The 21,231-nt window shown below is 67.3% G+C and carries 20 protein-coding genes and 1 pseudogene; 9 read left to right on the top strand and 12 right to left on the bottom strand.

The features are described 5' to 3' along the window. Together H537_RS0116670 and H537_RS49385 are read left to right on the top strand one after the other, a co-directional pair. Window positions 1-297: pseudogene (locus H537_RS0116670) on the top strand (methyl-accepting chemotaxis protein); the annotation flags it as partial. A 300-nt stretch (window positions 298-597) separates the two neighbouring features. Next, window positions 598-2,472 carry a sensor histidine kinase gene (locus H537_RS49385; protein ID WP_156901773.1) on the top strand — a complete coding sequence of 625 codons (1,875 nt, stop codon included), beginning with the start codon at window positions 598-600 and terminating at the stop codon, window positions 2,470-2,472. An 863-nt stretch (window positions 2,473-3,335) separates the two neighbouring features. On the opposite strand, the gene H537_RS51210 is transcribed toward H537_RS49385, so the two are convergent. Further along, window positions 3,336-4,136 (bottom strand): transglycosylase SLT domain-containing protein, encoded by an 801-nt coding sequence (locus tag H537_RS51210; protein ID WP_084150730.1) that lies wholly within the window; start codon window positions 4,134-4,136, stop codon window positions 3,336-3,338. Between the two features lie 576 nt (window positions 4,137-4,712). Here H537_RS51210 and H537_RS53000 point away from each other — a divergent pair. After that, window positions 4,713-5,309: a hypothetical protein gene (locus H537_RS53000; RefSeq protein ID WP_156901772.1), complete on the top strand. Its 597-nt coding sequence runs from the start codon at window positions 4,713-4,715 to the stop codon at window positions 5,307-5,309. A gap of 322 nt (window positions 5,310-5,631) precedes the next feature. On the opposite strand, the gene H537_RS0116655 is transcribed toward H537_RS53000, so the two are convergent. The 5 genes from H537_RS0116655 to H537_RS0116635 are packed head-to-tail and all read right to left on the bottom strand — an operon-like array spanning window position 5,632 to window position 10,466. Then, window positions 5,632-7,185 carry a DHA2 family efflux MFS transporter permease subunit gene (locus H537_RS0116655; RefSeq protein ID WP_028998784.1) on the bottom strand — a complete coding sequence of 518 codons (1,554 nt, stop codon included), beginning with the start codon at window positions 7,183-7,185 and terminating at the stop codon, window positions 5,632-5,634. A 20-nt stretch (window positions 7,186-7,205) separates the two neighbouring features. Continuing rightward, window positions 7,206-8,435 carry an HlyD family secretion protein gene (locus H537_RS43625; protein WP_084150729.1) on the bottom strand — a complete coding sequence of 410 codons (1,230 nt, stop codon included), beginning with the start codon at window positions 8,433-8,435 and terminating at the stop codon, window positions 7,206-7,208. Between the two features lie 56 nt (window positions 8,436-8,491). Then, window positions 8,492-9,931, bottom strand: a complete 1,440-nt coding sequence (locus H537_RS0116645) for an efflux transporter outer membrane subunit (RefSeq protein WP_028998783.1) — start codon at window positions 9,929-9,931, stop codon at window positions 8,492-8,494. Between the two features lie 56 nt (window positions 9,932-9,987). Continuing rightward, complete coding sequence (locus H537_RS43620; RefSeq protein ID WP_051242794.1) at window positions 9,988-10,242, bottom strand: hypothetical protein; 255 nt, start codon at window positions 10,240-10,242, stop codon at window positions 9,988-9,990. A gap of 20 nt (window positions 10,243-10,262) precedes the next feature. Continuing rightward, window positions 10,263-10,466 (bottom strand): hypothetical protein, encoded by a 204-nt coding sequence (locus H537_RS0116635; RefSeq protein ID WP_028998782.1) that lies wholly within the window; start codon window positions 10,464-10,466, stop codon window positions 10,263-10,265. A gap of 191 nt (window positions 10,467-10,657) precedes the next feature. On the opposite strand from H537_RS0116635, the gene H537_RS0116630 reads away from it, so the two are divergent. Continuing rightward, window positions 10,658-10,987: a winged helix-turn-helix domain-containing protein gene (locus H537_RS0116630; RefSeq protein ID WP_028998781.1), complete on the top strand. Its 330-nt coding sequence runs from the start codon at window positions 10,658-10,660 to the stop codon at window positions 10,985-10,987. Window positions 10,988-11,053: 66 nt separating this feature from the next. Here H537_RS0116630 and tnpC read toward each other — a convergent pair whose 3' ends face one another. From tnpC to H537_RS0116615, 3 genes are all read right to left on the bottom strand, one after another. Next, on the bottom strand, window positions 11,054-12,661 hold the full coding sequence (gene tnpC / locus H537_RS0116625; RefSeq protein WP_028998780.1) for an IS66 family transposase: 1,608 nt from the start codon (window positions 12,659-12,661) through the stop codon (window positions 11,054-11,056). Between the two features lie 108 nt (window positions 12,662-12,769). Then, window positions 12,770-13,120: an IS66 family insertion sequence element accessory protein TnpB gene (gene tnpB / locus H537_RS0116620; protein WP_028998779.1), complete on the bottom strand. Its 351-nt coding sequence runs from the start codon at window positions 13,118-13,120 to the stop codon at window positions 12,770-12,772. Next, on the bottom strand, window positions 13,096-13,530 hold the full coding sequence (locus H537_RS0116615) for a transposase (protein WP_028998778.1): 435 nt from the start codon (window positions 13,528-13,530) through the stop codon (window positions 13,096-13,098). The genes tnpB and H537_RS0116615 overlap by 25 nt, the downstream gene beginning before the upstream one ends. 69 nt (window positions 13,531-13,599) lie before the next feature. Between H537_RS0116615 and H537_RS56795 the strand changes: the two genes are divergently transcribed. Beyond that, complete coding sequence (locus tag H537_RS56795) at window positions 13,600-13,812, top strand: ATP-binding protein (RefSeq protein WP_084150727.1); 213 nt, start codon at window positions 13,600-13,602, stop codon at window positions 13,810-13,812. A gap of 223 nt (window positions 13,813-14,035) precedes the next feature. Here H537_RS56795 and H537_RS0116600 read toward each other — a convergent pair whose 3' ends face one another. Then, on the bottom strand, window positions 14,036-14,365 hold the full coding sequence (locus H537_RS0116600; RefSeq protein ID WP_028998777.1) for a hypothetical protein: 330 nt from the start codon (window positions 14,363-14,365) through the stop codon (window positions 14,036-14,038). Between the two features lie 219 nt (window positions 14,366-14,584). Here H537_RS0116600 and H537_RS49380 point away from each other — a divergent pair, with 219 nt between their 5' ends. Genes H537_RS49380 through H537_RS43605 form a run of 3 tightly spaced genes read left to right on the top strand, consistent with a single transcriptional unit; the run spans window position 14,585 to window position 16,157 of the window. Further along, on the top strand, window positions 14,585-15,076 hold the full coding sequence (locus tag H537_RS49380) for a hypothetical protein (RefSeq protein ID WP_051242791.1): 492 nt from the start codon (window positions 14,585-14,587) through the stop codon (window positions 15,074-15,076). Window positions 15,077-15,105: 29 nt separating this feature from the next. Further along, the gene (locus tag H537_RS43610) at window positions 15,106-15,615 is read left to right on the top strand and encodes a hypothetical protein (protein ID WP_051242789.1); all 510 of its coding nucleotides are present in this window, start codon (window positions 15,106-15,108) and stop codon (window positions 15,613-15,615) included. A 50-nt stretch (window positions 15,616-15,665) separates the two neighbouring features. Next, window positions 15,666-16,157: a thioesterase family protein gene (locus H537_RS43605; protein ID WP_211235022.1), complete on the top strand. Its 492-nt coding sequence runs from the start codon at window positions 15,666-15,668 to the stop codon at window positions 16,155-16,157. On the opposite strand, the gene H537_RS0116580 is transcribed toward H537_RS43605, so the two are convergent. Then, on the bottom strand, window positions 16,097-16,462 hold the full coding sequence (locus tag H537_RS0116580; RefSeq protein ID WP_028998776.1) for a hypothetical protein: 366 nt from the start codon (window positions 16,460-16,462) through the stop codon (window positions 16,097-16,099). The genes H537_RS43605 and H537_RS0116580 overlap by 61 nt on opposite strands. A 195-nt stretch (window positions 16,463-16,657) precedes the next feature. Between H537_RS0116580 and H537_RS56520 the strand changes: the two genes are divergently transcribed. Further along, window positions 16,658-19,627, top strand: a complete 2,970-nt coding sequence (locus H537_RS56520; protein WP_028998775.1) for an ATP-binding protein — start codon at window positions 16,658-16,660, stop codon at window positions 19,625-19,627. 333 nt (window positions 19,628-19,960) lie between these two features. Here H537_RS56520 and H537_RS52995 read toward each other — a convergent pair whose 3' ends face one another. Continuing rightward, window positions 19,961-20,224, bottom strand: coding sequence for a hypothetical protein (locus tag H537_RS52995; RefSeq protein WP_156901771.1), 264 nt, complete (start codon window positions 20,222-20,224; stop codon window positions 19,961-19,963). Window positions 20,225-21,231: the final 1,007 nt, after the last annotated feature.

Below are 21,231 nucleotides of genomic sequence, written 5' to 3'. Positions count from 1 at the left end.
GGCGAGGCCGTGTCCGAGATGGACAAAACCACTCAGCAGAATGCGGCGCTGGTCGAGCAAAGCGCTGCGGCAGCAGAAAGCTTGAGGTCGCAGGCTCAGCAATTGGTTGGCACGGTGGCCGTGTTCAAGCTCATTGGCAAGGGTGGCGCGCACGGCGCTGCAGCGGTGGCCGAGTCCACGCATCGGGCACCCGACCGTGCGGTGAATGCGAAGCCGACCGACTTCAAGCGCGCGGCTCAACAGCCCCGAGTTGGCGAACTTTCGCGCACGGTCACTGACGATTGGACAGCGTTCTGATTGCCACGTCGCGGCAAGATGGATTCCAGCTTGCCGTTTTCTGTCCAAACCCACTACTGCTGCACAGTTCGTCGCAGCCGCGCTGCGGTGGGCAAGTCGTCCGGGGCCACCAGTGCCAGCGCGTGCCAGCTGGCTCCTTGGGATGCGGATGGATCGGCCTGCTGCCTCCTTGATCAACAGCTTTGCGCCATAGCAATTGCTGCCGGTTTGCAGCGTCAGCAGCGAATGGCAACATGCCGTGGCTGCCTTGAGCGTTGATGCAAATCGTGGTAATTGTCCTTGGCTACTATTGAAGCTCGCGTGTTGGACCCGCACACGCTGCTGTTCTCGCTGGGAGCCCTCGGGCTCTTGATGGCTGTCGTATTCCTGGGCTTTGCTCGTGCACTGCCCGAGTACCGGACCGCTCTCGTGGCGTGGAGCAAGGCGATGGCTGCGGTCGGCGGCGCGTTCTTGCTCTATTTCCTGCGCGGGCGAGCGCCGCTGTTCCTGACATTCGTGCTGGCCAATGCACTGGCTTTCGGTCTGCCGCATTGGAGTCATGAGGCGCATGTCCGGTTGCTCGGTGCGGCGCCGCAGCGCAAGTGGACTGCAGCCCTGGCAGCTTTTGGCATGAGCGGGGTGCTGGCCGGCTATGTTCTTGGGCTGCCGCGCCAGGTGCCGTTCACCACCATCTCCCTCGCGTTCACCGTGATGCTGGCCATGACGGCGTGGTTGCTGCTGCGCCGCCTGCGCGCTCGTCGCTCTGCATCGACGCTGGCGGCGCTGCTGTGCTACGCCGTGCTGTCCGCGGCTTTTGCACTGCGCACGGTGCTGGGGCTCAGCAGCAGTATGGATGCGCTCATGCCGGGCTCGCTCTCGGTGGCGCAGTTCTTCACGCTGGTGCCCGGTGCCGTCATGATCGCCCTTGGCTCGATCTGCTTCGTGTCCCTGGTCCACGAGCGGCGCATGGCAGAGGGCATGGATGCCCTGACGGGCAGTCTCCAGGCGCAGGAGCGGCTGGTCGCGCAGCGTACCGCCGAGCTGACGGCGGCCAATGCGGCGCTGCTCGAGCGCGCCCGGACCATCTCCGACCTCTACGATGAGGCGCCCTGCGGCTATGTCTCGCTGGCTGGCGACGGCACGGTCCTGGAGGCCAACCATACCCTGCTCGGGATGCTGGGCCACGCGCGCCACGAACTGGTGGGCCATGACCTGCGCGAGTTCCTGGTGCCGGCCAGCCGCCAAACCCTGGAGAACTGCATCGATGCCGCCCTGCGCCAGGGCAGGGTGATGGACCAGGAGCTGGACTTCATGTTCGAGGACGGCAGCACGATGCCCATGCTGCTGAGCATGGTCACCGCGCCGGGCACTGGATCAGCCGCCACGCCCTTGCGTGCGACGCTGGTGGACAACAGCGAACGCAAGGCGCGCGAGCAGCAGCTGCAGGACATGCAGCACGAGCTCAAGCGCCGCGCGGAACAAGCCGAGGCCGCCACGCGGGCCAAAACGGCTTTTCTGGCCCACATGAACCACGAGCTACGGACACCGCTCAACGCTGTCATCGGACTGAGCCAGTTGCTGCTACGACAGGAGCTGCCTCGGGATACAACCCGCTTCGTCCGCCACATCCACGAGGCTGGCGAGCAACTGCTGGCGCTCACCAACGACGTGCTGGACCTCTCGCGCATCGAAGCCGGCAAGCTCAGGCTCGAAGCGTCCCGCTTCGAGCTCGCGCCGCTGCTCGAGGGGATTTGTGCATCGGTGCGCTCTCGGGCGGATGCCAAGAGGCTGGCGCTGCGGCTCGATGTCGAGCCAGGGCTGCCCGCGCAGCTGATCGGCGACCCCCTGCGCCTGAAGCAGGTGCTCTTCCATCTCATGAGCAATGCCGTGAAGTTCACGCCGTCGGGCAGCGTCGTGCTGAGCGTGCGGCAGACCAGCAGCGAGACCGCTCGGGCCACGCTGCGTTTCTACGTGACAGACACGGGCATCGGCATTGCGCCTGAACAGCAGGCCTGCATCTTCCAGCCGTTTGCGCAGGCCGACAGTTCCACCACGCGGCGCTTCGGCGGCATGGGGCTGGGCCTGTCCATCGTGCGGCGCCTGGTGGACGTGATGGGCGGGCGCCTGGAGGTCAAGAGCGAACCTGGCAAGGGCAGCACGTTTGGCTTCACGGTGACGATGCCTGTAGCGAGGTGAGAGAGCTGCAGGCACCGTTCTCGTAGCCACCTTCTGCTTGCTGGGCGGCCTTCTTGAATTACCTCGGAAGGATGCAGCTGTGGTTCGGCTCCCTACCCAACGCCAGTGGCGGCGCAACGGTGAACCGACGTTGCCGGCCCCGGTAAATTGAAGGCGATTGCCGCCACCGAGGCAGGCATCAACCCTGGGACTTTCCCGTGCTGCCCTTGCCAAGAAAAGTTGTGCGTCGCAGCATATGACTTGAGGGCAAAGGGGAAGAGCGCAGCGCGAATGCACTCGCGTGGAACGCCGTAGGGACAGCCCACCGCCGTCGCCGAGGGCCTCCACTTTGGCGGCGGCGGTGCGGCCTTGAACACGCGCGTCATTCAATGCGACCCTAATTATTGCTGTACCGGGCGGGAACTCCGTGCAGCTTGCTTGGCTTCATGATGAGGGGAGAAATGGCATGCGTTCCACAGATATCGCGCTGAGCCTTGGCATGCTGCTGTGCTATGGCTCCGTCATTACCGGCGTGGCATACGCGCTTTGGTCGTTAGGGTCGTAGCTGCTGCCGACCGGCTTTTCTCCGCTGACGGGCGGTTGTGCCGCGTTGACACGCTGTAGTTCCATCAGGCGGCCTTCCAATGGCACATGAACTGAAGTCGTGGCCATCAGCGACAGCGAGCGGGCGCCGAAAGACCCTCAAAGGAGACCACGCCTGAGGACCGCAGAAGCTTTGGACAGCAGTAAACGGAACGCCGATGCGACACGGACAGAGTTGCCAGCGACCGATCCTGCGAATTCTTCCGGCCAAGCATTGGATTGGACACGGCTTGCGGTCTTGATTTGGCAAGCGCTGCTGGCGCAGCGCACACAGCAGAGAATCAGACCGTCTCGCTGGTGTCTTCCCCGGCCGCCTGGCGCACGCGCTCAAAGGTCTGGTGGGCCTGCAGCACCTTTTCCGCATAGCGGGGCGCTTGGCCAGAGTACTTCACCAGCGCAGCATGCAGTCCGGACGCCCGCTCGATGTACTCGGCCAGGATGCGCGTACCGACGTCGATGTTCGTCTCGGGATGGAACAAAGAGGCCCGGGCGCTAGCGACACGGCTGTCCTGGAGCTTGTCCATGTGGAAGCGCGGAACGACCTGCATCAGGCCTTGAGCGCCGTAGCCGCTGGCAGCCCGCGGATTGAAGGTTGATTCGCGCGAGATGATGGCCAGCACCAGCGAAGGAGACAACTGGTACCGGGCACCGGCCGAATAGGCCGCGTTGACGATGCGCGAGGCAAGGGCCCTGGTAGTGCGGTACTCGGCCATGATGAAGTGAACGAGTGCGCCCTTTTCCGCTGCACTGTTTGCCGGCTTTCTGGCCGCAGTGGTCGTCTTCAGCGAAGCGGTAGCGGCCGAGGAGGGCTTGTGCTGAGGGGCTGGTTGCCCAGGTCCATTGGCTTGTGCGATGGCACCAGGGCCACTACAGGTCAACGCAAGAAGCGTCGTGAGGATGCAGAGTTTCGCGCGTCCTTGAACCGATGCAGCAGTATTCATTGTCAGCAGTACTTGTTTGGCAGTACCGACGCTGAACGACGGCACCCGGGTGTCCAAGAACTGCGTGTTGAAACCCCTCAGCCAAGCCTGGAGGGTCAACGACCGCGAATTGGACAGGAAAACCTTGAAGAAGACCTGCAAGAGGCTTTCAAGGCGATGATTAGACCCAAAAAAGTGACAAATAATATTGGCCGCAGCGACGGAGATTTATCCTCTTCTCTGATCGGCATCGCACACTGGCAATTTGGTGATATCCAGAACCGTGAACAATGTCACGTTCCTGTGCAATGGCGGCAAGTCTATAGGCGCTGGACGCTAGCTTGGTTAAAAACATGAAATGACCCCACACTGCTACCTCGCCGCGAAAGTATTTGCAACCATACAGCCTCTCTCAAATAAGGTAAGTATTCACTTAACCTAAAACCACCCTTGAATCTTTAAGCTTTCGTGTTGCTGACAGCGCTTGCGCGATCCATCTGAGAACTCGAAAAATTTCTTCGTACAGAGGCGATGGAAAATCCTAATCGCGATGATTGATAAAAGTACAAGCCCGTGATCTTGGCGAACTTGACCATTTATATATGCTGCTGGCCAAAGCAGAAGTGCAGGAGCACTCTTCAGGGCTGAAAGCGCAGTGTTGCCTTCCATGTCCAGTGATGAAGCTGCGTTTGCAGCTACCTCAGCTTACTCACTCGCTCGATAACGGCCGGTTTGTCAATGAAGCAAGCTGCATTGTTCCTGGCTGCCTCGGTTCCGGCGTTGGCTCACTCCCAAGCGAGCTTGCTGCCTGAAGCATGGCTACCGGTTGAAGTCCAACCTTTTGTCGAGGCAGGCACAACGCCGATTGCGTTGCGCAGTGCAGACCTGAACGGCGATGGTCAGCTCGATTACATCCTGGTATTGGAGAAGCAGACAAGCGAAGATCAGGAGTCGGATTGGGAAGAAGGCCAGAGGCCGTTTCTTCTCATTGTCAGGGAGCCATCTCAAAAACTCCGGCTTGCGAAGCGAAATGACAGGATCATTCGGTGCAGCACCTGCGGTAGCGACATGCATGATCCTCTGGAAGCTATCGAGGCCGACTTTGAAGGTTTTTCGGTACGTCAACGCGGCTGGGATGGAAGCAGCACTTTCCGATTTGAATATTCACGCCTAAATGATACGTGGCAACTGACGAGATCTGAACAGGTCAAGCTTCATGCAAAAAACCTGCACCGTGCACGTGGGCACATTGTTTATGTCACGCCTACTCATTTCGGCACCGTTGGCATCGCCGACTTCGACCCTGATGCGTATCTTAATGCCGAATTCGAATAATACTTTTTGACCGGGGAATCTCGAAGTCGACGCGCTGAGCATTAGCGGCTTTCCGTGAGGACGGAGTAGACAGTAAACAATCATCGTAAACAGGCCCTGTTGCGCGAATAGCCGGGAAAGGGTTGGTCCGCCAGAGGTTGATGGCACCGGTAGCCTGACCAGGGTGACGGTGGAGGAAGAAAATCAGGAGCAGCGCCGGCAGCGATACTGCACAGAACACTGCAAGTGCGCCGAAGTGGGCTGCCATTCGAATCAAGGCGCGCCGGCACATGCTCAATGGCCTCCAGCGGGAAGTCTTTGGTTATCGTCACGACGGATTTGATCAATGCCCCGCTTGCGCCATGTCGAAGGCCCGCGTGGGCTTGGGCGCCAGCCAGATCACCAGCGCTGCCAGCAGGAAGGAGGCCGCCACCAGTCCCATCATCTCGTTGGTCGCGAGCATCACGCTCTGGCTCTGCAGCAGCCGGTCCAGCGACTCGCGCACGGCGTCCGGGCCCAGGCCCGAGGCGCTGAGCGTGCGCGCGGTCTCGCCGGTGACGTCCACCAGGCCCGCCAGCTCGGCGTGCATCACGCTGGTCCGGTCTTCCCAGCTCGTGGTGACGACGGAGGTGGCGACCGCGCCGGAGAGCGTGCGCAGGAAGCTCATCAGCCCCGCCGCCGAGGCCGTCTCGTCCTCCTCCACGCAACCCAGCCCCAGGGCCGTCACCGGCACGAAGAAGAAGGGCATGCCGATGCCGGTGACCAGCAACGGGATGGCGATCTGCCAGTAGGTCATGTCGGTGGTGGAGAGGCTGCGAAAGGCCGTCACCAGCCCGATCCACAGCACGCCGGCGAAGATCAGCCGCCGCGGATCGACGCCGAGCTTGCTCATCAGCGCCCCGGCCACCGGCGCGCAGAAGATGGCCAGCACGCCGCTCCAGGCCGTGGTCATGCCGGCCCAGGTCGCGGTGTAGCTCATCCAGCTCTGCAGCCACAGCGGCGTGAGCACGTTGGCGCCGAAGAAGGCCCCGTAGCCCAGCGCCAGCGTGATCACGCCCACGACGAAGCCGCGGTGGCGGAACACGCGCAGGTCCACGATCGGGTGCGCCTCGGTCAGCTCCCAGATCAGGAAGGCGCAGCAGCCCACCGCGGCCACCACGGCCAGCGCGCAAATCTGCGTGGACTCGAACCAGTCGTGCTCCTTGCCCAGGTCCAGCATCAACTGCAGCGCGCCCACGAAGACGATCAGCAGGGCCAGGCCAACCAGGTCGATGGGCTTGCGCTCCAGCGCGAGCTCGTAGCGGCGCAGCAGCCGCCAGGCGATGAGGCTGCAGGCCAGCGCGATGGGGATGTTGATGGTGAAGATCACCGGCCAGGCGTAGTTGTCGCAGAGCCAGCCGCCCAGGATCGGCCCGGCCACTGGCGCCACCAGCGTGGTCATGGCCCACAGCGCGGTGGCGGCGGTGGCCTTCTCGGCTGGGAACACGCGCAGCAGCAGCGTCTGCGACAGCGGCATCAGCGGCCCGCCGGCCAGGCCCTGCAGCACCCGGCCCAGCACCAGCATCTCCAGCGAGCCCGCCATGCCGCACAGCGCGGAGAACAGGCCGAACAGCGCCATCGAGGTGGCGAACACGCGCACCGCGCCGAAGCGAGCGGCCAGCCAGCCGGTGAGCGGCACGACGATGGCTTCGGCCACGGCGTAGGAGGTGATGATCCAGGTGCCCTGGCTGCTGCTGATGCCCAGGCTGCCCGTGATGCTCGCCACCGAGACGTTGGCGATAGTCATGTCGAGCACGGCCACGAAGTTGGCGGTGGCCAGCACGATGGCGGCGAACCAGAGCAGGGGACCGCGCAGGGGGGCGTCGGCGAAGGTTGCGGAGGAGTACGGGGTGGACATGGCGGGCCTCTGCCTCGAAATCAGCGGCGCACGCCGCCGGCCTCGTTCATGGACAGCACCGTGCGCTCACCCGCCGGCGCCGCCGCCTCCGAGCGCGTGTCGATGCTCGCCGTCATCGACAGCCCCACCTGCAGCGGACGCGCCGCCAACTCGGCCGGGTCCAGCGCGATGCGCACCGGCACGCGCTGCACGACCTTGATCCAGTTGCCCGTGGCGTTCTGCGCCGGGATGGTGGCGAAGGCCGCGCCGGTGCCCCCGGACAGCCCCGCCACCACGCCGCGGTACTTCACGTGCTCGCCGTAGCGGTCGGAGCTCAGCTCCACCGGCTGGCCGAGGCGCACCCTGTCCAGCTGGCCCTCCTTGAAGTTGGCGTCCACGTGCACCTGCGCCAGCGGCACCACCGACAGCAGCGCCGCGCCGGCCTGCACCTGCTGGCCCACCTGCACCGAGCGCTTGGCCACCACGCCGTCCACCGGGGCGCGCACGACGCTGCGTTCCAGGTTCACGCGCGCCTGGTCGCGCCGCGAGCGCGCCAGCGCCACCTCGGGGTTGTCGCGCTCCGTGGTGCCGGCGATCAGCACCGCGTTGGCCTCGCGCGCCCCGCGCGCCGCACCGTGGTCGGCCTGCGCCCGGTCCACCGCCGCCTGCGCCCCCGCCAGCGCGGCGCGCGCGGTGTCGAAGGCGTTGCGCGCCTTGGTCACCTCGTCGGCGGACACCGCCCCCGAGCCCGCCAGCGCCTCGCGGCGCTGCAGGTCCACGCGGGCGCGCTCGAAGTCGGCACCGGCAGAGGCGCGCTGCGCCACGGCGCGCTGGTAGTCCCAGGCGCGCGAGGCGATCTGCGCGGCCAGGCTGTCGTCGTTGGCGGCGTAGCCGCGCACGCGGCGCAGCGCGCGGCCCAGCTCGGCCTCGGCTTGCTCCAGCGCCAAGCGCAGGTCGGTGTCGTCCAGCACCACCAGCACCTCGCCCTGCTTGACGGCCTGCGTGTCGCCCACGCGCACCTCGCGCACGATGCCGCCCACGGCCGGCGTCACCTGCGCCGTCTCGGCCGCGGTGTAGGCGTTGTCGGTGGAGACGAAGCGCGCGGCGTGCATCCAGGCATAGGCGCCGTAACCCAGCCCGGCCTTGGCGACCACGGCGGCCAGTACCAGCATCCAGCGCTTGCGGCGCTTCAGGTTGCGTTGCCGCTGTTCCTGCTGCTCGGCGGCGAGCACGGTTTCAACGATCTGCGGTTCGAGGGGCATGTTCGACATGGCGGGCTCCTGGGGATGGATAGGGTGGTCGGGGCGTGCGGGGCGGGAGGAGGTGCTCACGAGGCGGCAGCGGCGTAGCCCCCGCCGAGGGCGCGCACCAGCGCGACGTCCAGCGCGAAGGCGCGGGCGTGCAGGTCGGACAAGGTGCGCAGGTTGGACAGCAGCGTGTCCTCGGCACTGAGCACTTCGAGGTAGGTGGAGAGCCCGCCCTCGTAGCGCTCGTTCTGGATGCGCCAGGCTTCGCGCGAGGCGTCCACGGCCTCGCCGGTCTTCTGCAGCTGGCCGCCCAGCGCGCGGCGGCTGGCGGCGGCGTCGGCCACGTCCTGCAGCGCCTGCACCACGGTGCGCTCGTAGCTCGCCACGGCCTCGGCGTACTCGGCGTCCGAGGCGCGCAGCTGGCCGCGCAGCCGCCCGCCGTCGAAGACCGGCAGCGACACCGCCGGGCCGACGCTGCCGATGGTGGAGCCGGCGCTGCCGAGCATGTTCAGCCCCAGCGACTGCAGCCCGATGAAGGCGACCAGGTTGACGTTGGGATAGAAGGCCGCCTGCGCCTGATCGATGCGCCGCGCGGCCGCCTCGGCGCGCAGCCGCGCGGCGATCACGTCCGGCCGCCGGCCCAGCAGCTCCGCCTCCAGCCGCTCGGGCAGCCCGAAAGGACGCGACAGGTCGACGGCCGGGCGCTGGATGGCCAGGCCGCGGTCGGGGCCCGCGCCCATCAGCGCCGCGATGCGGTGGCGCTGCAGCGTGAGCTGTTCCTCCAATGCCTGGACGTCGGCCCCGGCCGCCGCGTGGCGGGCTTGCACCTGGCGCACGCTGCCCAGGGTTTCCAGGCCGTTGGCGCGGCGCTGGCCGAACAGCTCGGTGGTCTTGCCGCGCACCTCCAGGGCCGACTGCGCCGTGTCCAGCGCGGCGAACAGCCGCGCCAGCTCGGCGTAGGCCGAGGCGATGGAAGTCGCCAGCGTCAGCTGCGCCTGGGCCAAGTCGGCCCGGGTGGCCTCCGCCTCGGAGGTCGCGGCGGCCAGCGCCGCGCGGTTCCTGCCCCAGAAGTCCAGCTCCCAGGCGAAGTCCAGCGAGGTGCGGCCGTAGTCGTTCCAGCCCTGCGGCGTGGCCGCGGCAGGGCTGAGGTAGTTGCTGCTCTGCTTTTGCTGCGAGGCGGAGGCGTTGAGCGTGGCCTGCGGCCGGGTGGCGGCGCCGGACACCTGCGCCAGCGCCTGCGCGCGGCGCAGCCGGGCCTCGGCCACGGCGACGTTGGGCGCGTCGGCCAGCGCCTCGGCGATCAGCGCATCGAGCTGCGGGTCGCGGTAGAGCGTCCACCAGCGCTCGTCGGGCCAGGCGGCGGCGGGGGCGCTGAAGGCCTGGGCGGCGGCGTGGCGCTGCACCGGCTTCATCTGCGCGCGGGGCTCCCGCTCGGGAAACGAGGCGCAGGCCGCCAGCGACAGGGTGCAGGCCACCAGCGCGGCGCGGGCAAGGCAGCGGAGGGAAGTGTTCGGATTCATGGCGCGGGGCTCCTGAAGGCGTGAAGCCAAGGTAGGCGGCGGGGCCGTCGGAATCGTCAGGAAACGGTCGGGTTCGGGTCCGGATCGCTGACGCCGTCCAGGGTGACGGGGGGCGCGGTGTTGGAGCCGCGGGCGGTGTCGCTGGCGAGGCAGCGCAGCAGCTCGGCGACGCTGCCGAACACGAAGCAGTGCCCGGTGGCGATGTTTTCGAGGCGGCCGAAGAGCAGCCCGCTCTCGGGCGTGGCATCGCGGTGCAGCTTGAGCACGTAGCTGCGGCGGCTGGGGTGGCTCGCCTGGGTGCTGAGGCTCATGGCGTTCGCTCCCCCGGCGATCAGTGCAGCGCCTGCGGCTGCACGCAGGGGCGGGAGAAGTCGTGGCCGATGGTGGTGCGGGCGTAGAGGTAGCTCACCAGGGCGTGCTCGCCCAGCGTGTCCAGGTCGACGTGGCCGGCGGCGTCGCAGGGGAAGCTCAGCGCGCAGCCTTCGGACAGCAGGGAGGCGAAGCGCAGCTCGTAGGCAGTAGTGGTGGCGTTCATGTCGGACTCCTGGGGCGGCCGGTGTGTCGTGCCCACCGGTGCGGCAAAGGTAGGCAGCGGGGGCCTGGGAGTCGTTGGGAGCGGGTCAAGCTTGGGTCAGGCTTCGGTCAGGGCAGGGGGCGACGATGCGCCGGTCACCACTACCCGGTCCGACACCCACGCCTGACGACACGCTGCGCCTGCAATTTGAGGTGTTCAAGCTGAACGAGGCGCAGGCCCGGCAGACACGCGCCGGCCAGCCCGTGGCCGTGCCGCCCAAGGCCTTCGGCCAGCTGTGCGCCCTGGGGCGGCAGCCGGGCCAGCTGCTCGCCAAGGACGCGCTGCTCAATGCCGTCTGGGGCCACCGCTGGGTCAGCGACTCGGTGCTCAAGACCACCGTCAGCGAGCTGTACGTCGCGCTGGGCGACGACGCGTGCCAGCCGCGCTTCATCAAGACCGTCTCGCGTCGGGGCTACCGCTTCCTGGCCGCCGCAGTGCGGGTGCGGGTGCCGATGTCGGCGGCGGCGGACACTGCTGCGTAAGCGCGCAATCTTCCCCGTACTGGCGGACGAGCGCTGGATATGCTTGCTGCCAGGCTGCAGCGGCGGTCAGCTCGCCGTCGGTCCGAGGTTCCAGGGCAGCAGCGCCTCGTAGTCGTCCACGGTGTTGGCCTTGGGCAACTCGGTCAGAAGCCGGCGCAGGTACCAGTAGCCGTCGATGCCGTTGGCGATGCAGGTTTGCAGCAGCGAGTACAGGTTCGCACTGGCGTTGGCACCGGCCACTGTGTCGCTGAAGAGCCATGCCCGTCTGCCGACTACGAACGGACGGATCGCGTTCTCGCACACATTGTTGTCGATGACGTAGTTGCCATCATCAACATAGCGCTTGAGCTTGGACCACTGTCCGTGGGCATAGTGCAGCGCCTTGCCCAGCAGCGACTTGGGCATCACTGTGTGGAGCTTGGCCAGCAGCAGTCGCTCAATCTCATCAAGGATCGGAACGCTCTGCTGCTGACGTCGCTGCTTTAGTGCGCTGGCACTGAGCTCGTCCTTCCTGGCCACCGACTCGACGTGGTACAGCCGGCCGATGAGGTCCATGAACTGCACAGCCACCTGGTCGGGGCCACGCTTGTTCTTGGCCAGCGCCTGCACGGCGTCGTTGAACCGCCTGCGGCAGTGCGCCCAGCAGGCCAAGTGCACCAGCTTGTTGGCTTCAGCGACGTTGTCATAGGGATCGTAGCCGTCGCTCATCAGCACGCTGCCCGCATGTACGCCGGCATACAGATCCAGCGCGGTCTGAGCACTGCGCGACGGTGAGTAGGCGAAGAGCCGGATCGGCGGCCCGGTACCGTCGGTCCCCGACCCTTCGGTCATTTGCACCCACATGTAGCTCTTGGTCTGCGCCTTTCGCCCGGGCTCCTTGAGCACCTGGATCTCGGTCTCGTCGCCGTAGATCAGCGGCGCCTCCAGCAGCCGGTCGCGCATGAGGTTGATGAGGGGCTGCACAGCCTGGCCCACGCGCACGATGCCCGCGGCCATGGTGTTGCGCGACAGATCCGTGCCGCCGAAGCGCCCCAGCAGCGCCGCCTGGCGGTACAGCGGCAGGCCGTCGAGGTACTTGGAGGTGATGACCCAGGCCAGCAGCCCCTCGGTGAACAGTCCCTTGGGGATGACCTGCGCGGGCTTGGCCGCCAGGCGCAGGCCACCGTCACAGCACGGGCACGCGTACTTCACCCGCTCGTGGCGGATGACGCGCACCTGCTGCGGGATGATGTCGAGCTGCTCGCTGGCTTCCACGCCGATCTCCTGCAGCGTGGCACCGTCGTGCGGGCACACGCGCTCGGACTCGGGCAGTTCGTGGCGCACGACCTCGCGCGGCAAGGCTGGGTCCAGCGGCTTGCGGCCGCGCTTGGCGCGCTTGTGCGCCGGCACGTCGACGCTGTCGCCGTCCTGCGCGCAGCCTTCCTCAGCGGCTGGGGCAGCGCCGGCGCCGAGCTCCTCGGCCTCGTTGAAGAACAGGTCCTTCTGCTCGGTCCCGCGGACCTCGCTCTTGGCAGCGAAGAGCTGCCGCTTGAACCGGTTGAGCTGCTCCTGCAGCAGGTCACGCTCGGTGCGCACCACGCGCAGCTGGCCGACCAGCGCCTCGTTGCGGCAGGCAGCCTCGGTCAGCGCCTGCTGCAGGGCCTGGAACTCTTCGGCGCTGGGCATCTGCTGCATCGGCGGCGTTGTTCTCGTGGCGTCGGGCTGGGCCGGTGGGACGCCCCATTGTGCGAGAACTTCGCCGTGGCCGGTACCGCTGCAGCACCCGGCCGTCACCCCAGCGCGTCAGCCGACGTGCTCGTACACCCGCTGCGGATGCCGCCTCACGGCGGCTACGTTGATGCCCTCCAGCAGCCAGTGCAACTGCTCCACCGTCAGCGTCGGCACCGCCGCTTCGTCGGGCCAGACGAACTTATCGGCCTCGAGCCGTTTAAAAAGCAGCCAGAACCCGTTGCGGTCCCAGCCCAGGATCTTCACCCGGTTGCGCCGCTGGTTGCGGAACACGTACACGCACTCGGCGAACGGGTTAAGCCCCAGCGACTGCTCCACCAGCAGTGCCAGGCCGTTGATGCCCATGCGGAAGTCCACCGCCGGGCGGTGTAGGTAGACCTTCAGCCCTTCGTTGAAGCGGAACACCGCAGCCTCCCCAAGGCCTCGATCACGCTGCACGCCTGGTCCAGGTCGCAGCCGCGCAGGTCCAGCACGACGCCGTTGGGCAGCCGGGCCTGCAAGTTCACCACCGGTTCGGCCGTGGCCAGTTCAGGATGCTCGATGCGTACCGGCACGAAGTTCGGTGCCTGGGCCTCCACGATCTCGCCGCTGGGCGGCGTGCTCTGTGCCACTGAGCGTTCGTGCTGCCGTACCCAGCTGGCGAGCTGGTTGGCATTGACGCTGCATGCGCGTGCGATCTTGGCCAGCGACGCGCCCGGCTCCAGGCACGCCATGACCAGCTCGTGCTTGGCACCCTCGTCGTAGATGCTGCGCCCGTCACGCTTGTGGCCGATGACCAGCCGCTGCGCCAACTCGGAAAGATGACTGTCTGACATTACGTGCCCATCTGCCTACGTGGGCACGTACCTTCTCAACAGCCGTCACGGTCCTCAAGACGTGGTTAATTGCGCGCATACACTGCTGCCCTGACATCCGGGGCAAGGCTGCCGTTGGTTGGCCGGGGCGAGGCGCTGGCGAGCCTGCAGGCCGGCTGGCAGCGGGCCTTGGCGGGCCGGCGGCAGCTCGTGTGGCTCACGGGCGGGGCCGGTATTGGCAAGACAACGCTCATCGAGCATGCCGCCGCCCACCGCGGCGGCGCTGCAGGCAGCGTGAACTGAAGCCTGTGACCAGCAGGCCTGGCGGCCGGCGCTGGCGGCGGCCGTGGCGCTGTGCGGGCTGGCGGATGCGGGGGCAGCGGATGTGACCGGCCTGGCTCAGGCGTGCGACTGTGTGGTGGAGGGTACGGGCGGCGCGCTGGCGCAGCGGGCCGATGCGCTGCTGGAGGCGGCGCGGTGGGCGCCGGGGGCGGCGGCGGACTGAAGCCTGTGCCTGGCGCCGGCATCAGCCGGCCGCATCCGTCGTGCATCCCTGGTCCACCAAGCCGGCCCGCAGCGCAGCCAGCCGCTGCTCGGCCTCGGTCGCCGCCGATTTGCCGCTGGCATAGCGGCCCGCGACGGCGAAGGGCACGACGGCTTTCCAGGCGCTCTGCTGCTTGTCCAGTGCCGCGCGGCGGGCCGCTTCCGTACGGGCGATATCCTCCCGCAGCGCCTCGCAGGTGAGCGAGGCCAAGGCGGGCGCCCGCTGCGGCGCGGCTTGCGGGCTGGCGCAGCCGGCCAGCGAGGCGGCGGCCAGGAGCGTGCAGGCGAGGGCGGTGGCGTGGCGAGTCTTCATGGCGCGGGGCTCCGGTGGGCGTGAGAGGTAACCGCGGCAGCGAAGCCGATACGCTGCCGTCGCATCCAGGCTAGGTAGGCGTGGTGGCCGAGTCGTCAGGGCCGGGTCGGGCTTCGGTCGGGCCCGGCGCCGCGACGCCTGACCGAAGCCCGACCGTTCTCTCACGACTTCGACCGGCGCGCTGCCTAGCTTTGGGGCTCCTCAGCCAGGAGCCTTTCCATGAGACAGCTCGCCTACCTCGCCACCCTCTGCGTCGCCGTCGCGGCCTTCGCCGTGCAGACCGCGCAAGCCGAACCCCTGTCCGCCGCCGGCCGCTTCAAGGTCCAGGGTGAACATGCCGCCGCGGTCAGCCAGCGCGGCCTCGTGGCCGACGGCAACGGCCAGGTTGCCGCCGGCAGCGCCGGGGGCTTCAGCACCGACGCGGGCGGGCAGGGCGTGCGCACGCGCCGCTTCCAGCGCTCGGCCGACGGCAGCGCCACGGCCAGCGGCCACGCCGGCGCCAGCGGCCCCAACGGCAGCGCATCGCGCGACGGCAGTTACACGCGTTATGCCGACGGCACGGCCTCCGGCGAGCGGGACACCACCGTCACCAACGCCCGCACCGGCGTTACCTGGGACGGCAGCACGCGCTACAGCCAGGGCGCGGGCGTCAGCCGCTCGCTGACTTGCACCGACGCTGCGGGCCAGCCGGTGAGCTGCGGCGGGCGTTGAGCTCGGCCACCCCACGAGGAGACATACCGATGAAGACCTTGTCATTTCATGCGGCCCGCGCCGTGGCTTGCGCCTTCGTGGTCGGCAGCGGCGCCGGCTTGGTCCAGGCCCAGCAAGCTTCGGCGGCCAACGGCTCGCCGGGCACCGCCTCCACGCCGGTGATCTATCCGGCCAAGGGCCAGAGCGCACGGCAGCAGGACAAGGACCGCTACGAGTGCCACGACTGGTCCCGGCAGCAGTCGGGCTACGACCCGTCTCAAGCCGCATCCACCACAACTGCAACCGGCGCAGCCGCAGGCGCTGCGCCGCCCGGCGCCGGCTTGGCCCAGGGCGCGCTGCGCGGGGCCGCCGTGGGCGAGCTGGTGAGCCACGACGCCGGCCGTGGCGCCGCCATCGGCGTGCTCGGCAGCGCGGCGCAGGCCCAGGCCCGCCAGGCGGAGCAGTCGCGGCAGCAGCAGGCGATGCGCGACCAGAAGCGCGTGAAGTACGAGCGCGCCTTCAGCGCCTGCATGGAGGGGCGCGGCTATGTCCTCAAGTAGGCCGGCCGGGTCGATGTGCCTATCCCGTGAAGCTGGAGAAAGGACCACCGATGAAGACACTCCCTGAAACCGGGCTGGAACACGCGTTCTTGTTCTGCATCCCGACCACCAAGACCGTGCCGGCGCTCTATCCCGAGGCGCCGGAGTTCCAGGCCATGCCGCAGGTCTTCGCCACCGGCTATCTGGTCGGCCTGCTGGAATGGGCCTGCATGCAGGCCGTGAACCCGTTCCTGGAGGCGCCGCACGAGCAGACGCTTGGCACGCACATTCACGTCAGCCATGGCGCGGCCACGCCGCCCGGGCTGGAGGTGCTGGTGCGTGTGAAGCTGATCCGCGTCGAGGGGCGGCGGCTGCTGTTCGAGGTCGAGGCCCACGACGGCGTGGACCTCATCAGCCGTGGGCGGCACGAGCGCTGCGTCATCGACCGCCACCGCTTCGACCAGCGGGTGGCGCAGAAGATGGGGCGGCAACCGCCCCGCGCCTACATGGCGGCACGCACGAGCACCGGCACCTGCGCCAGCCGCACCGACATCCCGACGTAGAGCAGGATCGTCAGCGCCCGCAGCAGCCTGGGATGCCGGCGCCGGGCCAGGCTGCGCAGGCCCGACAGCAGGTTCAGCAGCAACAGCAGCACGCCCACCACCGTCACCGCGTAGCCCGCGAAGTGCAGGCTCCAGCCGCCGGGCAGCGGCGTGTTGCCGTCGAAGTGCGTGGCACAGGTGCCGGCGGCCACGATCACGGCGCCGGTGACGACGTTTCGCGCATGCGAAAAGACCGTGTCCAGTCCTTTCTGGTCGAACAGCTCCGTGGCAAGGTCGCTCCAGAATTCCTTGAGCCCATCGGTCATCGCGGCGCCCTTCCTGCTGCGGCTGCCCGGCGGCGCGAGCCCGGCCACCGATGCAGCAAGGCTAGGCGGGCGGCGCGGGCAAGTCGTCCGGTTGCGGTCGGGCTTCGGTCCGGCCTGCACCAGCAGGGCCATGGCTGCCGGACCCCGGGGCGAGGCACAGAATCCCCGCGTCGCCACCACCCCGGGGGGCCCCTCATGCACGACGAAGACGACGCGCTGCGCTTGCGCTTCGAAGCTTTCGAGCTCGACGAGGGCCAGGCCCGGCTCATGCGCGCCGGCCAGCCGCTGGCCCTGCCGCCCAAGGCCTTCGGCGTCCTGTGCACGCTGGCGCGGCAGCCGGGGCGGCTGGTCACCAAGGAGGTGCTGCTCGATGCCGTCTGGGGCCACCGCTGGGTCAGCGATTCGGTGCTGAAGACCACCATCAGCGAACTGCGCGCCGCGCTGGGCGACGACGCCCGGCAGCCGCGCTACATCGAGACCGCCTCGCGCCGGGGCTACCGCTTCATCGGCGTCGTGCAGGCGTCCGCAGTGGTACCGGAACCACCCGCCGCGGCGGCGATCTCGATGCCGGCCGCAAGCGGGCCGGACGCCGAAGCGCCATTGCCGGCGCCGCCCGCCGCGCCGCTGATCGGCCGCCAGGCCGCGCTGGCGCGGCTGTCGGCGGCCTGGCGGCATGCCGGTGCCGGGCGGCGGCAGATCGTGTGGCTCACGGGCGAGGCCGGCATCGGCAAGACCACGCTGATCGAGCATTTCATGGCCGGGTTGCCGGCCGAGGCCGCCTGCGCGCACGGCCAGTGCGTGGAGCAGTACGGCGCCGGCGAGCCCTACCTGCCGGTGCTGCAGGCGCTGGGCGCGCTGTGCCGCGCCGAGCCGGCGCTGCCTGCGCTGCTGCGCACAGTGGCGCCGACCTGGCTGTTGCAGCTGCCCTGGCTGCTGCCTGACGCCGCCGCGCGCGAGGCTTTGCGCCAGGAGCTGGCTGGCGTGGGCCAGCAGCGCATGCTGCGCGAGCTGGGCGAGCTGCTGGACCGCTGCACCGCTCAGCGCCCGCTGCTGCTGGTGACGGAAGACCTGCACTGGAGCGACCAGGCCACGGTGCAGCTCATCGACCACGTTGCGCGCCGGCGCGGCCCGGCGCGGCTGATGTGGCTGGCGAGCCTGCGGCTGGCGGAGGTGATCGCCGAGGAGCATCCGCTCAAGGCGCTGCGCCACGAGCTGAAGCTGCACCGGCTGTGCGAGGAGGTCCTGCTGGACCCCTTCTCCGAGCGCGAGGTGGCCGATTTCATAGGCCAGCGCTGCCCGGGCCGCAGCCCTTCCGAGGCCTTCGTGCGCGCGCTGCACGGGCGCACCGACGGCTTGCCGCTGTTCCTGGTCAACGTGGTGGACGAGCTGCAAGCGCAGGGCCCGTCCGGCGCCGAGTCAGCAATGACAGCGGTGCCGCGGGCGCACGAGCCGGTGCCCGAGAGCCTGGCGGGCGTGATCGAAAAGCAGATCGCGAGGCTGTCGGGCGAGGACTGCGCGCTGCTCGAAGCCGCCAGCGTCTGCGGCACCGAATTCCGGCCCGCGACGGTGGGCGCGGCGTTGGAGCGGAAGGCCGGCTGGATCGCCGGGCGCTGCGAGCACCTGGCCCGGCAACAGCAGTGGCTCACGCACGTGGCCCTGGACAGCCTGGCCGACGGCTCGCTGCAGGCGCGCTACACCTTCCGCCACGCGCTGTACCGGCAGGTCTTTCACCAGCGCATCGGCGCGGCCACGTGCGCGCAACTGCACCGGCGCGTGGCGCGGGCGCTGGAGGCGGACCGGGCCGCGGGCGCGGCCGTCACCGCGGCCGAGCTGGCCTCGCACTGCGAGCTGGGCCTGGACATCCCCGCCGCGCTGCGCCACTACGCCGCAGCGGCCGAGAGCGCGCTGCAGCACTTCGCGCCGGGCGAGGCGATGGCCTTGACGGCGCAGGCTCTGGCACTGCTGCCGCGCTGTCCCGAGGGCGTTGATCGCAACGCGCTGGAAATGGCGCTGCTGGGACCGCGCGGCACGGCGGCGGCGCAGTTGCTGGGCGTGGCGGCGCCGGAGACGGTGGCGGCTTTCGAGCGCGCGCAGGAGCTGGCCGGCCAACTGCCGGCCTTGACGTCGCGGGCGCTGGAGCTGGGCGCCGGCTGGGCCTACCTGGCGCGCGGCCAGTACGACCAGGCGCTGGCGCTGGCCACACGCATCGGCGCGCTGGCCGCCCTGCGTGGCGACCGGCTGCTGCGCGTGTCGGCGTGCAACCTGCAAGCGACGGTGGTGTCGTTCCAGGGCGACCTGGTGGGCGCGCGGCGCTGGCTCGAAGAGGGTTTACAGGTGTTCGCCGAGCTGGCCGACCCGGCGCACGACCCGGCCTTCATCGTGGACCTGGGCGTATCCATGCACGCGCGCATGGCGCTGGTGCTGTCGCACCTGGGCTTCCCGGACCAGGCCTGGGCCGAGGCCGAAGTGGCGCTGGCGCGGGCCGAGAGCGTCCATCAACCCTTGGCGCGGGTCCTGGCGCTGGCCTTCACGGGGATGCTGGCGCTGCGGCAGGAGGAGGTGGAGCGCGTGCAGGCGCTGGGCGAGGCCTTGCAGCAACTCGTGAGCGAGCACGCCGTGGTGGAAGGCGAGGGCCCGGCGCGCTGGCTGCGCGGCTGGGCCCTGGCGCGCCAGGGCCAGCCGCAGGACGGCTACGCGCTGATCGTGGACGGCTACCAGCGCGCCTTCAGCCTCGGCCGCATCGGCGCCGGGCTGGCGGCGGTCCTGGGTGCCGCAGCCGATGCCGCCGCCCTGTGCGGGCGCTGGGACGACGCGCAGGCGCGGCTGGACGAGGCGCTGGCGCTGGCCCGGCGCGTGGGCGATCGCATCCTGCTGCCGGACCTGCGGCTGCTGCAGGCGCGCATTGCCCACGGCCGCGGCGACGGCGCGGCGGCGCTGGCGAGCCTGCGCGAGGCGCTACTGGAGGCGAAGGTTCAGCAGGCGGGCTGGAGCGAATTGGCAGCGCTGGTCGGGCTGTGCGCAAGTAGTGCGGCGCAGCCGCACGAAGTGGAGGCGCTGGCGCAACTGCGCGCGCGCTGTGCAGAAGGCGCGGATACGCCGCTGGTGCGACAAGCCGATGCAGTGCTGAACGCCTGGACCAAGTGGCAGCAGGCGCCGGCGGCTTGATGCAGCATGCGTCTCGCTGCGGCACAACGACAATGCACGAACCAGTTTAAAACCTTGCTTCGACGCGTGGTTGATTGCAGAGTGCTTTGCAAGCACTACCAGCATGTCGAAATAAAACATCGTTCCGGCTCTTTATTTTTTGGCTAGCACTCATTATTGTTTTCGATGCTATCCGAGCGGAATTTTTTCTGACGAACCAGGGTGGGCCATGCCCCGACAAAGGCCTGTTCAGGCCTGCAAAATGGTGGGCCAAATATTTCTTATTTGGCAACAAGCGGTCCTTCATAAAAAATTACATACAACTGTACGCTTTCGCCTTATCTCAGCTCTTGCTCATTCACCACAGTCTCCATTTTTCAACTCACTTGGATGTAGTAGACTCTGTTGAGCCGCATCTATACTTCGGCAGCCGAGTTTGGCGAGAAGTTTATTTACACAAGGCAGAGGTCGAAACTTATCTTGAATTTTATCTTTTGTTCTCAAATTATTGTCAGGAGCTTTTGCAATTCCGGGATTTACTGCCAGTGTCATAATCTGAGGTTTTGCATAAATTCGTGAAATACCTCCATCGTGACGGAGCCATTTCGGGTTATCCATGTATTGGTCCTTCAAAAATAGAAGACTGGAAGCATCAGAGAAATATTGATTAGTTCTGCCTTGCATTCTCAGCGGCGCAAAGGGTCCGCTTTTAAAGCATTGGCGACGTCGCTGGCATATGCCATACAACGCTCTAGTGGCCAAAATGCACGGCCACTTTGGTTTGATCAAAACAACAATGCAAGTTAAGCAGTCTTGCCCCTTGCCGTCGGCAGCCCTCTGCTTGGGTGGATGAGAGTAGATAGCTTGCATGCCTGCACATGTCGCTTGCCGCATCAAGGTGCTTGTCGGAGGTACGCATAATTTTTCTCCATTCTTTTTGTTAAGCACACCCGCCAAGACGCGACAGCGATCTTTTTAGGCCAGATTACCGGCGCGCTGGCGTGCAGCGAGCATATGCATCGCGCTGCATAAGTGCCACTCGGATTACAAGCAACTACGTTGGAAAAAATGCGCTTACATTACATTTCTTGATTTCCCGAAAGACCAATATTTATGAAGCATCCAAATTTAAATAAGCACCGAAAATTTTCTGTGGGACAGACGGCTTCTTCTGCACTTATGTGCAAAGCCATGGGCAACAAGAGAATTTGTGAATTTTGGGTGCCTCGCTTCAATCCGCAATATCACAATGCTTGAATGAAATCTTCAGCTTTTAGCCTTCATTCATGCACGAATTACGCCCCGCAGGCGCGAGTCTGAGGGCGTGGACGTTTCAACAGCCGCTCTGCAGGCCGATGCCTACGCCGGCACGGCGAGCCGCTACAGCACCCCGAGGCCAGCGTGCTGCGGCGTTTTACAACGCGCTCGCTGCGCAGGGCGGGCAAGATGGCGGCGTAGCTTGCAGGAAGCAGCTGCACTTCCTCGATTAGTACGATTCACAGGCCCCGGCTCCGCAAGGACCGGGGCCTTTTTTTCTAGGACGGCAAAGCCAGCTGATCGGCCAGTTGCTCCAAGTTGGCGAGGTACTGCTCGGGATTGCGCCGGAACCGGGTGCGCTGCACGCG

This window comes from Azohydromonas australica DSM 1124, assembly GCF_000430725.1.
Classification (GTDB): Bacteria; Pseudomonadota; Gammaproteobacteria; order Burkholderiales; family Burkholderiaceae_C; genus Azohydromonas; species Azohydromonas australica.
This window is presented reverse-complemented; position numbering and strand designations above follow the sequence as displayed.